Consider the following 17,737-nt stretch of genomic DNA (forward strand, 5'->3'; position numbering starts at 1 on the left):
TCAAATTGCTACTTTATTCATGAAGAATGCAGTAATTTTCATTGGTTTTAGGACTTATCGATTCAGAGTGCCTAGATCCAGCGTTTGATTACCCGTAACATTACAGAGGTTTCCCCTTCACCTGATCTTCAAGCTACGATTAATCGATCTCGCTAGAGGTGAAATATGACTTTACGCAAGTCCACAATTACCGATCAGCAGTTTGTCCAAATGCGCTGTAGTACCGATGGCGGAACTCATTACTTTGAAGCCACGGGCTCGATGTACGCGCAGCCGCTCGACTCAGATCAACCTATTCACCTGTTCGACTTTTTGGGGGTCGATATTTCGCGCTGTATTCAAGACCCTACAACTTCGCGCTGGACTTTACTCAGCCGCAAATTTACGCTCTATCTAGACCCGCGATCGCAAGAAATATTGCGGCAATGGCAAAACCCATGGACAGGTGAAACGCTACACGTCATCCACCGCTCCTACGACTATCAGGAGTTTCAGATTCCGCCACAGGTTGGGGCTTTTATTGGGCCTGAAGTGTCTTTTGTCTCACTAGACCTCAACCTGAAGCTACCTAATAATTTGGCGAGTAATCCTAAGTTTTCTGAATATTCTCCTGAGCCATTCGTGCAATCTTCTGATTCCTACAAATTTATTTTTCCAACTCGCATGCTTGAAGACGAAATCGTAGATGCCAGTTGCGATCGCGCCGTCACCTTGTCTTACTACCGCATGGGACCTTGGGAGCCTTGGATGAAGATGAAAGGCAAAGCAGGCTTTTTAGTGTTGAACTACACAGGCACAAAAACGGATGTCTTTGAAGAATTGCATCCAGCGCTGAAAACGCAGATCGAGCAACGCCTCCCCTTATACCGAGAAGCTCCAGCCTGTCGTTTGCAACGTTCGATTGCAACAAGCTGGAGCCGATTTGAAGAAGAATTTGATGCCTACCTGCGCGGCGAAGAATTTCCCTTACTCGCTCCCCTCAAAGAGGAACCTTGCTTAGAGTAAAGACTAGGCACTAGTAGGTTAGCGAGTTCAGAGATAGTTCAGAACAAGTTAGCCTACTACATCTTGAGACAGCGCTACCGCAGGACTATTAGAGGCGAGTTTGGCTCCTGCTCCATCGGGCAGGATAGCGTCTGACAGATATGCATGACTTAGATTTGTGTCACTCAGATTGACATGAGTCAAGTCGGCATTCTTCAAATTGGCCCGTGTCAAATTGGCTCTGGTTAAGTTTGCGCCCGTCAAATTGACGTCGCTCAGGTTCGCTTGGCTCAAATTGGTGCTAGTCAGGTTTGCCCCTCTGAAATTGGCTCCACTGAAATTAGCCCCACTGAAGTTAAGATTTCTTAGATTAGCGGCCATTAGATTAAGGTTTCTAAAGTCCCTTTGTCCAGCTGAGTAGCGGCTTAGAAGTTCTTTGGTATTCATAGGAGCCTTTAGGAGTTGTTAGAAGATTTACGAAGAGAAGGAGTGTCTCATTTCAGCGATCAAGCTTAACTTGCGGACCTGAGTTCCGAGAGTTTTAGGTTGATTAGGCTGCGTCAGCCGGATAAGTTTTAAGGATCAGTGACGAGAATATTTTTTCCGCTGTCTATGCTTAGCAACTAATTTACGTTTACGTTTTTCCCCAGGCGTTTCGAAGTGGCGATGCTTCTTCATATCTGGAAAAATTCCTGCCTTAGAAACTTTCCGCTTGAATCGATGGATTGCTGCCTCAATTCCCTCATTTTCATTTAGAATTATTTGGGCCATTCGGTTGGGGCATCTCCAGAATCAAAGGTGCAGAGAGTTAGATTCGGAGAAACGCTTGCAACAAAACGAATTACACAGCCGAAAATAATCCTTTTCCACAGGCTAGCACAGGATTGGGTTAAGCAATAGTTAGCTAATTATCTTTCGTCAGGATTTTTGTCACGAGTTGCATAGTTAAGTTACAGATTGCATCACGATGCAGTAGGCCAACTCTCGCAAGTCTAGCTTAGTGAATTGCCTTTAAGATTTAGTGCTTCTATTAGATGAGCCAGGCAATCCCGCACCTTAGGATAAATGGACCTATCTAATTAAGGCGATGCGTTATTTAGCAATTGCTTCGGATTACGACGGAACACTCGCTACGAAAGGTCAAGTCAGCAAAACCACGCTGGCAGCCTTGCAACGCCTCCGCGAATCTGGCCGCAAACTCATTTTAGTCACAGGTAGACGGTTAGACGAGCTATTCCAGGTGCTGCCGCAGGTAGATTGGTTTGATTGTGTGGTTGCGGAGAATGGGGCTTTGTTGTACTGGCCTAGGACCCGTGAAGAACAGTTGTTGGGCGATCGCCCTCCCGCAGCCTTTATCCAAGCTCTTCAAGAGCGCCAAGTTGATTCCTTAGCGGTCGGTCGCGTGATTGTAGCAACTTGGAAACCCTATGAAACCACGGTATTAGAAATAATCAAAGATTTGGGGTTAGAGCTACAGATAATTTTCAATAAAGAGGCTGTGATGGTGCTGCCCTCCGGCTTAAACAAAGCGACCGGGTTGAAAGCAGCTCTAGAACGCATGGAGTTATCTCCACAGAACGTAGTTGGGTTTGGTGATGCAGAGAATGATCTCGCTTTTCTGAATATTTGCGCCCTCTCTGTAGCCGTAGCCAACGCGCTGCCGATGGTGAAAGAACAAGCGGATTGGGTGACGCAAGGCAGCCGAGGTGATGGAGTCGCTGAGGTGATTGACCAGTTACTTACTTCTGAATTGAGCATCTGAATTTAAGCGAGATGACCGCACGACTGCATTAAGGCCGCGATCGCTTAACTCTACCTCCTACCTGCTGAGGCTGCCTGGGTAGAAAAACCCTTGCTCTTTTGGCAAGACAAAACTTTTAAGACAAAACTTCTACGTGTTCTGGCGATCGCTCTTGCGGACTGGGGGCGATCGCTCCTTGGGTAACTAAAACCACACAGGGAGCGTGGTGCAGCACATAGTTACTGACGCTACCTAAAAAGAGTTCGCTCAGACCCGATCGACCCCGACGGCCCACCAGAATCAAATCTGCGCCCCAAGTTCGAGCTAAGGCACAGATGGCTCGGCCAGGACTACCAGGGCTTTGGGTAAACTCCACTCGCACGCCTGCATCCGCCGCTTCTTGAGCCCGCGATCGCAGCATTGCTAGCCCTTGACCTTCATAGTTTTGCCATTGCTGTTGGTATAGCTCTAAAGCTTGAGTCCGGATCATGCCAGGATAAGCGTCAAAACCTGTCAGCACTGGCAATCTAGGACTTCCTTCCTCTTCATAGGAAAGGACGTGGAGCAACATTAGATTTGCTTCTGTCAGCTTCGCTAAGGCTAAAGCTTGTTCAAAAGCTTGGCGGCTAATGCTGGAGTGATCGATCGCAACAAGGATTCTTCGATACATATAGATCTGCTCTCCCTAACCGTAGCAAGATGTGATGTAAGTTGCGCCATAACTTTAATGTAAGCCGGATCATTGCGCCGCAAGCTCAATCTCCCAAATTCTTAGTACTTGTTGGTACTTGTTGGTAAAGGTGCCGCTAAAACTGACCCTCCGATCAGTAAGGCAACCCCAGTTGCTGGTTGAACTGGGTTAAATTTGCTGAAATCAGCCTAGGGATCAGTGCTAGGTCCATCCGTTAGGCCAGGTAATAGCGCAGCGCTTTCGGAGGAAAATGATGCTATTAACTCTTTTTCTTGGTTGAGCAGTTCGGACTGGTTGCTCAAGACCTGAACTAGGTTTCACCAGTTCAAACTCGTTACTACTGAAACTAACTCTGGGAACCGCAATCATGCCTCACAAACACAAAAACCTCTTATCCACCATTCGGGCTTTAGGCGACAAGCAGCTTACCTTGACCCAGCAAGCATCAGAAGCAAAAGAGGGAGCGGTGGAACCCCAGCTTCATCAGGCTGCTGAGGAGTTTGAGCCAAAGCACCAAGAACCAGACACCGCTAGTAACGAATTGATTGCTCCGCTCCTGACCCCGTCCACTCTAGAAGAGCGTCTAGAAGCGCAGTTAAGCTTAGACACAGAAACGGTTGAGACCGCCGAGACCCTCCACCTAACTGAGCTTACTGCTTCAGTTGAGGTAGAAGCGCCCCAAGCAGATCCAGAAACATTGCCTTCTGGGGAACTGGCGATCGCAGAGCCTAAACCAGAGGAATCTAAACCGGAACAGCCTATGGCGGAAGAGTCCGAGCTAGCTGAGTCTAAGTCAGAAGCACCAGAACCAGAAACATCTAAACCAGAAGAGCCTGTGGCGATCGCGGCGAACTTCGAGGATCAGGTTGCAGCCACAGATACCGCAGCCCCCACCAGAGAACCTGCACCACAGCAACCCACATCTTCTACCCCCAGCCTCCAAACTACAGCTAATCCTGAGAACGATGGCAATCCGAATGGTACCAATGACGATAATCAGGCGATTGCCCCTAACCTCCAAGCGAAAGATTTACTCAAGCGGCCAGAAGCTTTTGCACTGATTGTCTGCACCTTCTTCATAGCCATCTGGCAAACTCTTGTGGGGATTGGGCAGAAGCGAGAGCTGTAGAGTTCTGACGAACCGTAAAAGAGACATTTCACTGGGGCAAAGATCAGGTGTTGGAGATCAGTTAGAAGTTACGGAATGGCAAAGGATGTTAGATTTTCTACTCAATCTCCATTGGCTGACTATTCTCATCATTGCGATCGCTTTACTGGTTGGGGGTGGAGTAGGAGCAGCCCTTTATGCCGCGATCGCCGCCTACCGCAATCGTAAACCTGCGATCGCCCAGAGAGTAGAAACGCCTCCTAAATTCCAAGATATTCTCGGCTCATCTTGCCCCCGCACTGAGATCCGGATTTCGGATGGGCAAAAGGAATATCAGTATGACAATTTGCGTGTGGTCCAGATTCATTTACTCAATCAAGGCACGCAGGATTTTGACGAGTTTAAGTTAGGCATCTCCTTGAATCTGGATGATGCCGAGGATGGAGCCGTGCATGTCGAGGTCCGCTCAGGCGATCGCGACCACCAGGTAAAGCAACTCACCCCCTTGTCCTTTGCGGAACCACAACCCGCCTTGGATGTCGTTCTCATTCCCTTTAACCGCCAGGATTCGTACAGTTTGCGCTTGTTGCTGGCCGCCAGTGAAGACGTAGAGCTTTCTGGCAAGATTGGTTTAAGCTCACCTCACGCTATCCGCTTTGTAGACCTACCAACCGTCAAGGAAGCAGTGCAAGAAGCAGCAATGGCTACCTCACTTTCGCTAGGCCCATTCCAATTCTCCTTTGACAAATAACTCTTGCCCCTTGAATCTAGATTTTCTGAATCTATATACCAGTCCTGAATAATTTATGAAATTGGTGGATTGCTATGTGTCCTGCATGAGCCACATCAGTGAGGACAGTTAGAAAAGTGTTACTTAACGGCACTAAAGCATGGGTAGAAAGACTGTACATTTACTCATGTGGGGATTGACTCTAAAGCAAAAGCCCTTGGGGTCGAAACACGGCCAGACGCCCAAGGGCTTTTCTCATAATTGTTTTAGACACATTTTTATCATTTTTTTTGATAAAATCAAATTAAGTTAAATCTATTAAAAGTTACATAGATAACGGCGTTTATCTATCCCTTGAGGCTACTACTTAGAAGCACCGTACACTAAACTAAGAAACTGGTGACTTAACCTTAACCACACTAGCGTTAATTGCTGTTCACTACTATAAAGTCCTTGCAGGATAGCTTTATACCGCTATGCCGCTGTCAGGTACTACCCTGGGTTGCAATGGAATGATGAAAACTGAGCCTCCAGTTAATATTCTTCTGGTCGATGACCATGTAGAAAATTTGCTAGCGCTAGAAGGAGTTCTTGCTAGTTCAGGTCAAAATTTGGTGCGAGCCTGTTCGGGCAAAGAAGCCTTGAAGTGCTTGCTGGAAGAAGATTTTGCTCTGATTCTGCTCGATGTCCAGATGCCAGAAATGGATGGATTTGAGACAGCGACTCTAATTCGTAGCCGCGCGCGATCGCGTCATATCCCAATTATTTTTATGACGGCGCTCCATAACAGCGACCAGTTGGTTTACAAAGGCTATTCGGTCGGAGCAGTAGATTATTTATTCAAACCGATTGAGCCAGAAATTCTCCTTTCCAAGGTAGCCGCCTTTGTGGAGCTGTTTCAGAAGACTGCTCAGATCCAACGGCAAGCAGACCAATTAGAAGCTGTAAACGCTGAACTGCGGACGAGCCAAGCACGGTTGCAAAACTTCTTAGACCATGCCAATGATTTAATCCATATCATGTCTCCGTCTGGGGAGTTGCTCTATGTCAACCCCGCCTGGAAACATACGTTGGGTTATGACGAAGCGGACCTGAACAACTTAGCCATAGACATTGTGCATCCGCAAAGCCGAGGACGATGGCTAGAAGCAATCTATTGGGTGCAGGCAAAACCCGCTACCCGTAGCTTGGAAATCACATTTTTGAGTAAAGAGGGACGAGAAGTTATAGTTGAAGGCACCTTGAGCAGCCGATTTGAAGCAGATCAGCTCAAGGCAATTCACTGTATCTTTCACGATATTACGCAACGCAAGCAGGCCGAGCGATCGCTGCGCCAGTATACTGCTCAGTTGCATCAAGTCCTCGACTTTAATGACATGCTCAAGCGCATCACCGATAAGTTGCGGGATAGCTTGGATGAAGGGCAAATTTTAGCTACTGTCGTGCAGGAATTAGCTCTAGTACTAGGCGTAAATCGTTGCCAAGCGGCTCTGTACGATCTGACCCAACAAACTGCGACGATCGCTTATGAATATACTGCCTCTATGTTTTCAGAGCAAGGCTCTGTGATCGAGATGGCCTATTTCCCTGAATATGAGCAACTCCAAGAAGGGCAATCCCTACAGTTGTGCAACTTAGTACCCCATCCGATTCAAGGACGAGTAGCCATGTTGGCTTGCGCGATCGTGGATGACCAAGGAGTGTTAGGTGATCTACGCTTGGTCAATGACAAAGACTATCCTTTTAGAGATTTAGAATTACATTTAGTGCAGCAGGTAGCCAACCAATGCGCGATCGCCATTCGCCAAGCGCGGCTCTATCAGGCGGCTCAGGCCCAAGTGGCAGCCTTAGAAAGACTCAATGGTCTCAAGGATGACTTTTTAAGCACCATATCCCATGAGTTACGCACTCCTATCTCCAACATCAAAATGGCAACTCAGATGTTGAAGATGACTTTAGAACCGCTAGAGATCCCACCATCAGCAGATTTGGCGCGTTATTTCCAGATTTTGCAGAGCGAATGTGAACAAGAAATTAGCTTAATTAATGACCTGCTAGACTTATCCCGTCTAGATGCTGATGCAGAACCCTTACTATTGACCAGCATCAAACTTAGTACTTGGGTGCCGCATGTAGCAGAAACTTTTATGGAACGAGCTCATACTCAACAGCAGCAAATCCAGGTTGATCTCCCTGATGATCTCCCTGCTCTCACTACAGACCTGATTGATTTAGAGCGCGTCTTGTCGGAGTTGCTTGGTAACGCCTGTAAATACACCCCCCCAGGTGAGCAGATTAAAATCTTTGCCGAGGCTACCCCCGAACGATTACAGCTACATATCAGCAATTCTGGGGTGGAGATCCCCGAGGAGGAATGCGATCGCATTTTTGATAAGTTCTACCGCATCCCCAACAACGACCCTTGGAAGTATAGCGGCACTGGCTTAGGCTTAGCGCTAGTCAAGAAACGGGTCGAACGGTTGGGCGCAACTATCCACGTCGCTAGTGAAGCCGCACAGACGCGATTTAGTATTGAGTTTCCCTTGCCCACCTCCTAAGTCTGCCGAAACTCAATCAGGGCCTGGCGGTATGCGTCTGGTAATCCTGTATCAAACGATCGCCCTTGCACCATATAGCCCATCATCCCTAACTCTTGCCGCAGCCGCTCTAGGCCAGAGGTGAGCTGAAATTCATTGCGATCGCGTAAATTGCCTCGGATTTGCTCTTCCAGGTAGTCAAAAATTTGTGGTGACAGCACATACATGCCGAAAATAGATAGCAATTGATCTGGGTTCATGCCAGGTATATGTAGATGTTGCCGCGCATACTCTACCTCTGGTTTTTCCACCAACTGAGTCACGTCTAGCAATACCTGTGGCTCCTGCCACGTACCTGTCACACATCCTCTATGGCTAATCTCGGCGGCTGGGGTCACTTCCAGACTAATGACACTTTTGCCACAGCGCTCGAACATAGCCAACATCTGAGCCGCACAGGAAACCTCCGAATCAGACTTGTAGACGTGATCACCTAAGAGCAGCAGAAACGGCTCATCCTGTACCCAGTCTTTGGCACAGAAGACCGCATGACCGAAGCCCTCTTGCTGCTCCTGTGTCAAGATTGTGATGCGATCGCCTACTTCCTGGAGATACTCCAAATAAGCGCCCTGTTTCACAACCAGTTTCTGGAAATAATCTCCCTCGGGTGGCGCTTTAAAGAAGGTTTCAAACAGCTCGCGATCACTGGGCTGCACCACAATCCCGACCGATTCAATCCCAGCGCTAAGCGCTTCTTCTACGATCGCCAAAACCACAGGCTTGGCCCGTCCCTCAGCGTCAATAATCGGAAATAGCTCCTTCTTAACGGCCTTGGTAGCGGGAAAGAGACGTGTACCAAAGCCTGCGGCTGGGATTATAGCCTTACGCACAGAAGGGGGACTAGAGGGCTGAGGAAGGGCGATCGCTGGAAGCATGGGTGAGGACGCTCGCGCAGATATTGATCACAGCATTGGGCTTTTCAACTAGGCGTGCTTCTGGGATTTCTCTAGAAAAGCAATAAAAGAGTCTTTAACACATAGTCAAAGACTCTCGTTGAGGAATATAAACATGAATAAAATTTAGCCCTTCTAATTTTGCCTGTCTTGTATCTAGAGTTACGAATAGTAGCTGTCGCAATCCACCTCTTTAGGTAGACCCTGGTTTAAGTTTCAAGGCAGGTTATATTTGACAGGTTTCGTGGGGTGAGCAACCAACGGTGCCCCTCTCACTGATCAATAGCCCAGAGCAGTCATAGTTTAGCTAGTTAAGGCTCAGCTCCACCTCAATCGCTTGGATGATCGCTTCTAGCTTGACGGGCTTAGTCAGGTAAGAACGCACCCCCATCCTCAACGCTCTTTGTTTCTCCCGATAAAAAGCATAGGCCGTTACGACCACCACAGGCAAAGCATGCCACTGCGACTGTTGTAGTTCTTGAAGCAGCGTGAATCCATCCACTTGAGGTAGCCTTAGATCTAAGATGAGTAAGTCTGGTTGAAACTCAGTCACCGTTTCCAAGAAATCAATGCCGTCACACAGACTTAGGACTTGATATCCTTGCGACTCTAAAAAATCTTGGGTGAACAGACGGTGGATTTCGTTATCTTCTACAAGAAGAATCCGTTTACTCATAAACTAGATCCTAGATAGGGGGGTTGACCGTATTCTCTATTATTTCTTGGCCTTTTCTATTCACCTCATCGGCGCTCTAGTCCAAATTCTAAAATTGCATAGCTGACAGTCTAGTCCATAAATTTTTTCTTAAGGTAGCAAACCTGAGCCAGTCAAATCAATTTTTGCCCTAGCCGAGAATATTTAGCTACCAACAAAAGTGCTTCATTAGAAGCCAGAATTATCAGCTTTTGTCAGAGCCAGAACCTAGTGGACAGTAATGCCAAACCACTTCAGCATTGCCAAAGCTAAGCATTGACATCACTCATCTCTGCAAGCTTTTGCTATTAAAAACTAATGTAGAAAAGCAGAGCTTAATTAGGCTAGTGATAAGACCAGTCTCAATTAAAGAACAATTGATTTGTGGAAGTTTTTCCAATGTCTAGCCTGCACCAAAAATCGCTTAAGAATTTACGCCGCTGGTTTGCTTTAGCGATTACAAGTGTTACAGGTTTACTTTTAGTTGCCCTACTCGTCTTACCAGCAGTTTCCAGACTGGCAGACCCTAAAAGTGCAGTGTTTGAACAAGCTTGGCAGACAGTCAATCAAAACTTTTATGATCCGAAGTTTAATGGCGTGGACTGGCAGGCAATTCGCGATCGCTACAGGCCCTTAGTAGCGCAAGCCAGCTCTATGGAAGCAGCCGCTGTCGTGATCAATCAGATGTTGTCTGAGTTACAAACTTCTCATACGCAGTTTTACACTCGCTCCGAACCCGCCTATTACCAACTTTTAGGCATCTTTCAATCTGACAGTTTGTGGAGACAGTTGAGAAAGTTCTTTCCAGATGGCAAGGTGGAATATCCTGGCATTGGCATTTTCACCCAAGAGCTGAACGGTCAAACTTTTATCAGCGCTATCCTCAATGGCAGCCCTGCGGAGAAGGCAGGCTTAAAAGTGGGCGATCGCTTACTCAGTGTCGAGGGCCGTCCTTACCAACCAATCCAATCTTTTGTCGGGAAGGTGGGGCAAGGAGTCAAAGTCTCTATTCAGCGCACCTCGGATGCGGCTAGCACTCAGACAATTACAGTTACTCCCAAATCTCTAGATCCCACCAAGCTTTTTTTAGAAGTAATGCAGGCGAGCACGGAGATGATTGAGCAAGGGAATCAGCGAATTGGCTATGTGCATATTTGGTCTTATGCGGGCGATCGCTACCAAGAGGAATTAAAGCGATCGCTAATCTATGGCGATTTGAGAACAGCAGACGGATTAATTTTAGACTTGCGAGAGGGCTGGGGTGGAGCGATCCCAGAATATCTCAACTTCTTTACTGCCAAGTCTCCAACCCTGACTCAAGTTGAGCGTGATGGCACCAAAACTGACCTCAATTACCGTTGGAGCAAGCCAGTTGTTATGTTGGTCAACCAACGCTCTAGAAGTGGTAAAGAGATTTTGGCCTATGGCTTTCAGAAATACAATATTGGAGCCGTGATTGGTAGCCAAACTCCAGGAGCTGTGGTGGGAGGTCGCCCATTTCTGATGCAGGATGGTAGCCTGCTATATCTAGCTGTGGTAGATGTGTTTATCAACGGAGAACGCCTAGAAGGGAGAGGTGTGAAGCCAGATATTGAAGTGCCATTCCAGTTAGCTTATGCTCAAGGCGCAGATCCACAAAAACAGAAGGCGATCGCGGTTTTAGTACAAGCATTGCAGCAGTCAAAGTAACTACTGAACTTCAGGGTGGGGGCAATTCGCTTGAAAATCGCAGCATTAGAATATTTGGAGCGTATTGCTAAACACAGCGTCTTGATACATCCAAACAAGCCCTAAGAAGAAGATGCATAAGTGTTTGATGGTTATGCTTAACCGTTAAGGCTTTGCCGATTTTGCATCTTTTTAGACCACAGTTTTAAACAACAGGAATCTCAACAATGAAATCTCGGAAACCAGGACAGTATTTCGCCTTGGTGATAGGTATCCTCTTTCTGTTAATCGGTATCATGGGATTTATCCCAGCCTTGGTGAAAGAACCTACAGTGTCAGCCGATGCGGCGAATCTTGGCTTTAGCGGCGGATATGGCGATCTACTAGGTTTATTCCCTATTAACTTCTTGCACAATATCGTTCATCTGACTGTAGGATTTCTAGGAATTCTGGCTTCTATCTCCTTAGGCAGCTCCCGCCTTTACAGTGGCGCGTTGGCCCTATTCTACGGATTGCTCACCATTCTGGGTCTGATTCCCGCTACTCAATCCACTTTGGGCTTTATCCCTATCTTTGGTAATGAGATTTGGCTGCATGCCTCTACCGCTGCGATCGCAACTTACTTTGGCTTCATCGCCACACCCGATTTAGCAGAACTTACCGAGAAGAAACTCTCTGAGAGAAGCGCCAGCAGCAATTAATCATTCATTCCTGCTTGGGTGATTGGGCAGTTGCACTGTAAAGGTTGTCCAACCACCCCTACTCTCTACTTCGACTGTGCCTTGGAGTTGCTCTACTAAACGCTTTACCAGAGATAAGCCTAAACCTGTCCCTCCTTGCTTCCAGCGATCAGCATGGGGAATCCGGTAGAACTTGTCGAAGATACGAGGTAATTGCTCAGCGGAAATTTCTGCTTGATTCCGTACCGTAAAGGTAGTCACAGCACTAGTCGCTCGAACTTGCAGAATAATCTCTCCATCTGCCGCTGTGTACTTATAGGCGTTATGCAACAGTTCTACTAGCAACCGCTCTAAGCTACCTTGGTCAATGATAAAAACTGGCAATGATGCAGGGAGATCTAACTGAAGGTTTTGTCGGTGGGCTTTAGCTTTCAGTTGCAAGGACGTGATGAGGTTAGGCAGCCAGGTAGAGAGATTGATTGCTTCCGGCACAAAGTTGCTCTGGAGGTTACTCTCTAGACGCTGTAAGTCTAGAAGGTCATTAATTAGAGCCGCTTCGCGATCGCATTCTCCTTGCAAGACTTTAAGATATTTCTCCCGTTGTTCAGGAGTACTAGCAATTTGGAGCAGTTGAGACGCCATTTTGATGTTTGCTAAAGGAGTGCGGAGTTCGTGAGAAACCGTACTTAAGAAATCATCCTTGAGCAAATTGAGTTTTGCTAGTTCCTCAACCTGGGCTTGGGCTGTTTGGTAGAGCCGAGCTTGCCGAATCGCAGTAGCGCATTGGTCAGCAACCTGCTGCACTAGGTTCACCTCAACTTCCTGCAAGGCTCGCTCTCCGTCGCTAAAGCACCACAGATCACCAATGACACCTTCATGGTCAGCAATGGGACAAGCTAGAATCGCTACTTGACTTCGAGCGGGGTCAGTCGTTATTTCACAAAACTGAAAAGTTTGAGCTTGCTGAAGCTGACTGTAACCATCCGGAAAGGCTGCCATTTGGATTACTTGCCCTACTACAGAAGGCATCAAGACGCCAGGAGCACTATATTGATAGCAAACGGTAGAAGTGCCTGTTTGCAGGTCATACATAGCAGTATCGCAAGCACGCAAGTGCAGCCCAATGGCTAATTCCTGCACCGCAGTTTGCAAAATCTGGCTTTCATCTAACCTTTCTCGCACTTTGTCCCGAATTCGCTTCAGACTGGTTTCAAAGAGCGATCGCTGCATCAGTTCTGCATTCAGCTTTTTGACTTGTCTCTCTACCTGCTTGCGAGCAGTAATATCGCGCAGCAACCAACGTAGCATGATTGGCCTTGCCCAGTTATCTCGCACGACTGCAACCGTCGCTGCTACATCTAAGGGCTGTCCTCGGCGAGATTGTAGCCGCATCTCCCACTCTTGCTGGGTAGACTCTTGCTGCAATCTTTGTAACCTGAGACGAAAAATAGCCCGCTCTGATTCAGCAATAAAAACAGATAATGGCTTACGAATCAGAGATACCCTAGGCAAATTGAGTAACGCGATCGCCGCTTCGTTTACTTCCTGAATTTGGCCGCTGACATCTGTGACAATATAGCTGTCTGGAGCAAATTCAAATAATTCTTGATACCGTTGGCGCTCTTGGTCAATTAAGTCACGAGTAATTTGTAACTCTTCATTTTGCTGTATCAGTTCAGCTTCCGCAACTTGCAGTTCTTCTAGGGCTGTTAACAGTTGTTCGTAGATCAGTAAAGGGTCTAAGTACTCTGAGTTCTTATCTTCAGTGAAATGGCTACTTGACTGCCTAAGTGTCTTGATTTTCTTGATGAATTCCTCTAAATTCATGTATCCTCAGACACTTTTAGCTTAATAAATTTATCAGTCTGATCGCTAAATCTAATAACTATTCTAATCTGAACTACTAAATCAATGAGCTTTTGGATTACACCTACTTAAAATAGGTGCGCAATTGTTCAGCCAAAACCTGTACGTGAGGTTGCTTCAAGATTGAGAAGTGGTCGCCAGGAATGACATGAGTTTTTATTTCGGTTGTAGTTAAACTGTGCCAGCCGAGAAAATCATCTTTGGCTTGGCTCAATGGTTTTGAGCTTTTAAACTGTGAGCTTTTGAACAACGTAATCGGACCCGAATAAATTCGAGGAGTGTAGCGTTGTACTGCCTGACTGTTGGCATAAAAGATGCGGAGCATGGGGCTTAGCGCCAATTCTTTGAGGAGTCGCAGTTGCGAGTCAGGAGGAAGTCTAGAGGGAGCAGCGCTCAGAGTCTTTGATCGAATCTGGTTGAGGCGCGATCGCCTGTTCCCAAACATCTTGGCTACAGAAGCGATCAGGAGACGGAAATAGTCTAGCCCAAAAGAAGGGAGAGATTTCAGGACAGTCGTGATCAGAAATCGCCAACTCTCTCCAAAAGACGGTTGATTGGTGGGGATCGGAGCGAGGGTATCGAGTAATGCTAGCAGCGCCACTTCATGACCTGCTTGCCGCAGTTGTTGGGCCATTTCAAACGCTACCAAGCCTCCAAATGACCACCCTCCTAAATGATAAGGGCCTCGCGGCTGAACGGCTCGAATTGCCTGTATGTAATGGCTCGCCATCTGCTCAATACTCCTGAGCGGCGGCTGTTGACCATCTAAGCCAAAAGGTTGCAGTCCATAAAAAGGTTGCTCAGTTCCCATCCGGCGGGCTAACTCAGCATAAGGCAGTACCATCCCCATTACAGGATGGATACAGAAGAAGGGAAGTTTCGTACCCGCAGGTTGCAACGGTACGAGAGGCGACCAAGCTGGAGATTTTGGGCTTGATAGGTGTTTTGCCAGTTGCTCTACCGTGGGAGCCAAAAACAACGTCGATAAAGGTAGAGATTGCTCAAATTGTTGTTGAACTTGCTCCATCAGGCGTAAAGCCAAAAATGAGTCTCCCCCCAGCGCAAAGAAATTTTCATCAATCCCAACCTGCTCCAAGTTCAGCACCGCTGACCAAATTTGTACCAGTCTCTCTTCTGTAAGGGTACGAGGAGCAGCGATCGCCACCTTCTGCCTAGAATTGCTGAGTTCGGGCATTGGCAAAGCAGCACGATCGACTTTCCCATTCGGCGTGAGCGGCAGAGTTGGCAGCAGGACAAATGTTGAGGGAATTAAGTAATGAGGGAGACGCGATCGCAGGAATTCTCGCAACTCAGACTTAGTTACAGACCGCTGCTCATGAGGTATCACGTAGACGACCAGACGCTGCTCACCCAGTTTGTCTTGAGAAGCGATCGCAACTGCGACCTGGACTGCTTCATGCTGCTGGAGCACAGCCTCAATTTCACCCAACTCAACCCGGAAGCCTCGCAACTTTACCTGAGTATCCGCGCGACCCAAAAATTCAACATTACCGTCAGGGAGATAACGAGCGCGATCGCCAGTTTTGTAGAGAGGTGTGTTCGCTGCAAGCGTTTCCGCAGAGGGGAGAGAGAGAGAAACAAAACGCTCAGCAGTTAGGTCAGGTCGATTGAGATAGCCACGGGCAACGCCGATGCCAGCAATGTACAACTCACCAACAACACCGATGGGAACAGGTTGGAGATGAGTATCCAGAATGTAGATTTGAGTATTGGCGATCGGACGACCGATGGTAGGTTTAGCGCTATCTACAGTCAACTCAGCCACAGTGGCCCAAATAGTCGCTTCGGTGGGGCCATAGGCATTAAAAAACTGTCGTCCTTGCGCCCAGCGTTTAACAATGCTACTAGAACAAGCTTCTCCTGCCGAGATTAGAACTTGCAGAGTGGGCAGAGACTCAGCGGGCAAAACAGATAAGACACTGGGAGGTAGAGTGGCATGGGTAATCGCATGATGACGGAGAAATTGGAGTAAATCTGCTCCAGGTAGCAAAGATGTCTGGGGCGCTAGGTAGAGCGTGGCTCCATTAGTTAAAGCCATGAGGATCTCAAAGGCGGCAGCATCGAAACTCAGGGAGGCAAATTGCAAAATGCGGCTACCAAGTTTGGGGCGGAAGATCTGTCTTTGCGCCCCCACCAAATTGCTCAGCCCACGATGTTCGACTAAAACACCTTTAGGCTGACCTGTAGAACCCGAAGTGTAGATGACATAAGCTAAATGGCTGGAAGTAGTCTGGTTGAGAGGATTAGATTGATTGTGTTGCGCGATCGCTCTACGCTCCTGATCCAGGCAAACAACCTGTAGCAAACCACTATCAAACAGATGCAAATGGAAAGATTGAGTGACTAAAATTTTGACTTCCGCATCTACTAGCATGAACTGCAAGCGATCGCGTGGGTAGCCAGGGTCGAGCGGCAAATAAGCGCCACCCGCCTTCCAGATGGCTAACAGACTAATCACCATTTCTGGGGAGCGATCGACACAGAGACCCACCAAAACTTCTGCCCCTACACCTAACTCCTGCAAGTAATGAGCCAATTGATTGGCCCGTTGATTGAGTTCTTGATAGGTGAGGCGCTGATTTTGGTAGGTAAGAGCAATGGCATCTGGCGCTTGCTGAACTTGCGCTTCAAAGAGTTGGTGAGCACAGAGAGGCGCAACCTCATGAGTCACTGTTTGACTCCACTTGTGCAAAAGCTGATGACGTTCTCTCGAAGACAGAATAGGTAGATGAGCAATCTGTTGTTTTGGATCAGCTACAATCCCTGTTAGCAAGGTTTGGAAGTGCGCTAGTAGGTGAGTCATGGTCGCTGGCTCAAACAAGTCAGTGCTGTAGATTGCCGTACAGGTGAGCCGATCGAGAGATTTATAGACGTGGAATTCCAGATCAACGCGAGCCGTTTCTGTTTCTACAGGCAAACTGCTGAGCACTAATCCAGGGAGTTCCAGCTTGGCAACTGGAGTATTTTGGAGCGTGAAAACCACCTGAAAGAGAGGATTTCGACTCAAATCGCGTTCTGGCTGCAATTCCTCAACCAACTTCTCAAAAGGCACCTCTTGATGAGCATAGGCAGCCAACGTCATTTGACGAACTCGTTCTAGTAGCTCATCAAACATAGGATTACCAGAGAGGTCAATCCGTAATACTAAACTGTTGACGAAGAATCCAATTAAATTTTCTAATTCGGTGCGGTTGCGGTTGGCGATCGCTGAACCCACCACGATATCTGTTTGCCCTGTATAGCGGTACAACAGCGTCTGAAATGCAGCAAGCAGCGTCATAAAGAGGGATACGCCCGCGCGATCGCTCAAGCTCTCTAAAGCTGAGGTTAATTCGGGTGATAGCTCTAGCTGTTGGGCAGCTCCTCGGTAGCTAGGCGTGACTGGACGGGGGTGAGCGGTAGGTAACTGCAATTCTGGGAGATTTTGCAGCTGTTGCCGCCAATAAGAGAGCTGAGATGCCAATACCTCGCCTTGTAGATACTCTCGCTGCCAATGGGCGAAGTCGGCATACTGAATGGGCAACTCTGGCAAAGGAGATGGTTGGCGCTTGAGAAAAGCAGGATAGAGCGTCGTCAACTCTCGAATCAATACCGCGATCGACCAACCATCCGCCACGATATGGTGAAAATTTAGCAACAAGATATAGTCGGCTGCCTCGAGTTGCAATAACTGCGCTTGGAACAGTGGCCCCATCGTGAGATCGAAGGAACGTCGGGATACCTCTTGGGCAATTCGCTGGCCTGCTTCGGTGCGGGCGATCGCGGAAGTTGCTTGTAAATCTACGATGGGTAGAGGTAGATGGAAATTAGGGCTGATGATCTGAGCCAGTTCTCCCTCCACTACTGCAAATGTAGTCCGAAGAACCTCATGGCGCTGCCCAATCTCCTGAAGCGTTTGCTCTAATGCTCCTATGTGCAAGTTTCCTTGCAAGCGAATCGCAGCCAAAACATTGTAAAAAGGATTCTCCGGTACGAGCTGATGCAAAAACCACAATCGCTGCTGAGCAAATGACGCCGGAAAGACAAACAATTCTTCCTGGCTGTTACTAGCTACCACCTCTTAT

At 47.7% G+C, this 17,737-nt stretch carries 14 protein-coding genes; 7 read left to right on the forward strand and 7 right to left on the reverse strand.

Annotated features, from left to right (window positions below; translation table 11 throughout):
• The first annotated feature begins 165 nt into the window (after positions 1–165).
• The gene (locus H6F68_RS07895; RefSeq protein WP_190557901.1) at positions 166–1,005 is read left to right on the forward strand and encodes a DUF1838 family protein; all 840 of its coding nucleotides are present in this window, start codon (positions 166–168) and stop codon (positions 1,003–1,005) included.
• Between the two features lie 48 nt (positions 1,006–1,053).
• On the opposite strand, the gene H6F68_RS07900 is transcribed toward H6F68_RS07895, so the two are convergent.
• Together H6F68_RS07900 and rpsU are read right to left on the reverse strand one after the other, a co-directional pair.
• On the reverse strand, positions 1,054–1,431 hold the full coding sequence (locus H6F68_RS07900; protein ID WP_190437308.1) for a pentapeptide repeat-containing protein: 378 nt from the start codon (positions 1,429–1,431) through the stop codon (positions 1,054–1,056).
• A 135-nt stretch (positions 1,432–1,566) separates the two neighbouring features.
• On the reverse strand, positions 1,567–1,755 hold the full coding sequence (gene rpsU, locus H6F68_RS07905; RefSeq protein ID WP_190437304.1) for a 30S ribosomal protein S21: 189 nt from the start codon (positions 1,753–1,755) through the stop codon (positions 1,567–1,569).
• A 316-nt stretch (positions 1,756–2,071) separates the two neighbouring features.
• On the opposite strand from rpsU, the gene H6F68_RS07910 reads away from it, so the two are divergent.
• Positions 2,072–2,746, forward strand: coding sequence for an HAD family hydrolase (locus H6F68_RS07910; protein WP_190557903.1), 675 nt, complete (start codon positions 2,072–2,074; stop codon positions 2,744–2,746).
• A 115-nt stretch (positions 2,747–2,861) separates the two neighbouring features.
• Here the strand turns inward: H6F68_RS07910 and H6F68_RS07915 are convergent, their stop codons facing one another.
• Complete coding sequence (locus H6F68_RS07915; RefSeq protein WP_190557905.1) at positions 2,862–3,395, reverse strand: universal stress protein; 534 nt, start codon at positions 3,393–3,395, stop codon at positions 2,862–2,864.
• A gap of 388 nt (positions 3,396–3,783) precedes the next feature.
• On the opposite strand from H6F68_RS07915, the gene H6F68_RS07920 reads away from it, so the two are divergent.
• The 3 genes from H6F68_RS07920 (at position 3,784) to H6F68_RS07930 (ending at position 7,812) form a co-directional block, all read left to right on the forward strand.
• Positions 3,784–4,545 carry a hypothetical protein gene (locus tag H6F68_RS07920; protein WP_190557907.1) on the forward strand — a complete coding sequence of 254 codons (762 nt, stop codon included), beginning with the start codon at positions 3,784–3,786 and terminating at the stop codon, positions 4,543–4,545.
• An 85-nt stretch (positions 4,546–4,630) separates the two neighbouring features.
• The gene (locus tag H6F68_RS07925; RefSeq protein ID WP_190557909.1) at positions 4,631–5,275 is read left to right on the forward strand and encodes a hypothetical protein; all 645 of its coding nucleotides are present in this window, start codon (positions 4,631–4,633) and stop codon (positions 5,273–5,275) included.
• A gap of 491 nt (positions 5,276–5,766) precedes the next feature.
• Complete coding sequence (locus H6F68_RS07930; RefSeq protein ID WP_190557910.1) at positions 5,767–7,812, forward strand: response regulator; 2,046 nt, start codon at positions 5,767–5,769, stop codon at positions 7,810–7,812.
• Here H6F68_RS07930 and H6F68_RS07935 read toward each other — a convergent pair.
• Together H6F68_RS07935 and H6F68_RS07940 are read right to left on the reverse strand one after the other, a co-directional pair.
• Positions 7,809–8,681, reverse strand: a complete 873-nt coding sequence (locus tag H6F68_RS07935; protein WP_199299964.1) for a UTP--glucose-1-phosphate uridylyltransferase — start codon at positions 8,679–8,681, stop codon at positions 7,809–7,811. The two genes, H6F68_RS07930 and H6F68_RS07935, sit on opposite strands and share 4 nt — an antisense overlap.
• Before the next feature lie 370 nt (positions 8,682–9,051).
• Entirely contained in the window at positions 9,052–9,420 is a 369-nt protein-coding gene (locus tag H6F68_RS07940) for a response regulator (protein WP_190557912.1), read from the reverse strand.
• A 417-nt stretch (positions 9,421–9,837) separates the two neighbouring features.
• Between H6F68_RS07940 and H6F68_RS07945 the strand changes: the two genes are divergently transcribed.
• Together H6F68_RS07945 and H6F68_RS07950 are read left to right on the forward strand one after the other, a co-directional pair.
• Positions 9,838–11,127 (forward strand): S41 family peptidase, encoded by a 1,290-nt coding sequence (locus H6F68_RS07945; RefSeq protein WP_190557913.1) that lies wholly within the window; start codon positions 9,838–9,840, stop codon positions 11,125–11,127.
• Between the two features lie 206 nt (positions 11,128–11,333).
• Entirely contained in the window at positions 11,334–11,807 is a 474-nt protein-coding gene (locus H6F68_RS07950; protein WP_190557914.1) for a DUF4383 domain-containing protein, read from the forward strand.
• On the opposite strand, the gene H6F68_RS07955 is transcribed toward H6F68_RS07950, so the two are convergent.
• Together H6F68_RS07955 and H6F68_RS07960 are read right to left on the reverse strand one after the other, a co-directional pair.
• Entirely contained in the window at positions 11,808–13,613 is a 1,806-nt protein-coding gene (locus H6F68_RS07955) for an ATP-binding protein (RefSeq protein WP_190557915.1), read from the reverse strand.
• 103 nt (positions 13,614–13,716) lie between these two features.
• The gene (locus tag H6F68_RS07960) at positions 13,717–17,730 is read right to left on the reverse strand and encodes an amino acid adenylation domain-containing protein (protein WP_190557916.1); all 4,014 of its coding nucleotides are present in this window, start codon (positions 17,728–17,730) and stop codon (positions 13,717–13,719) included.
• Between the last annotated feature and the right edge of the window lie 7 nt (positions 17,731–17,737).

Origin of the sequence: Trichocoleus sp. FACHB-262, assembly GCF_014696035.1 — a bacterium.
Classification (GTDB): domain Bacteria; phylum Cyanobacteriota; class Cyanobacteriia; order FACHB-46; family FACHB-46; genus Trichocoleus.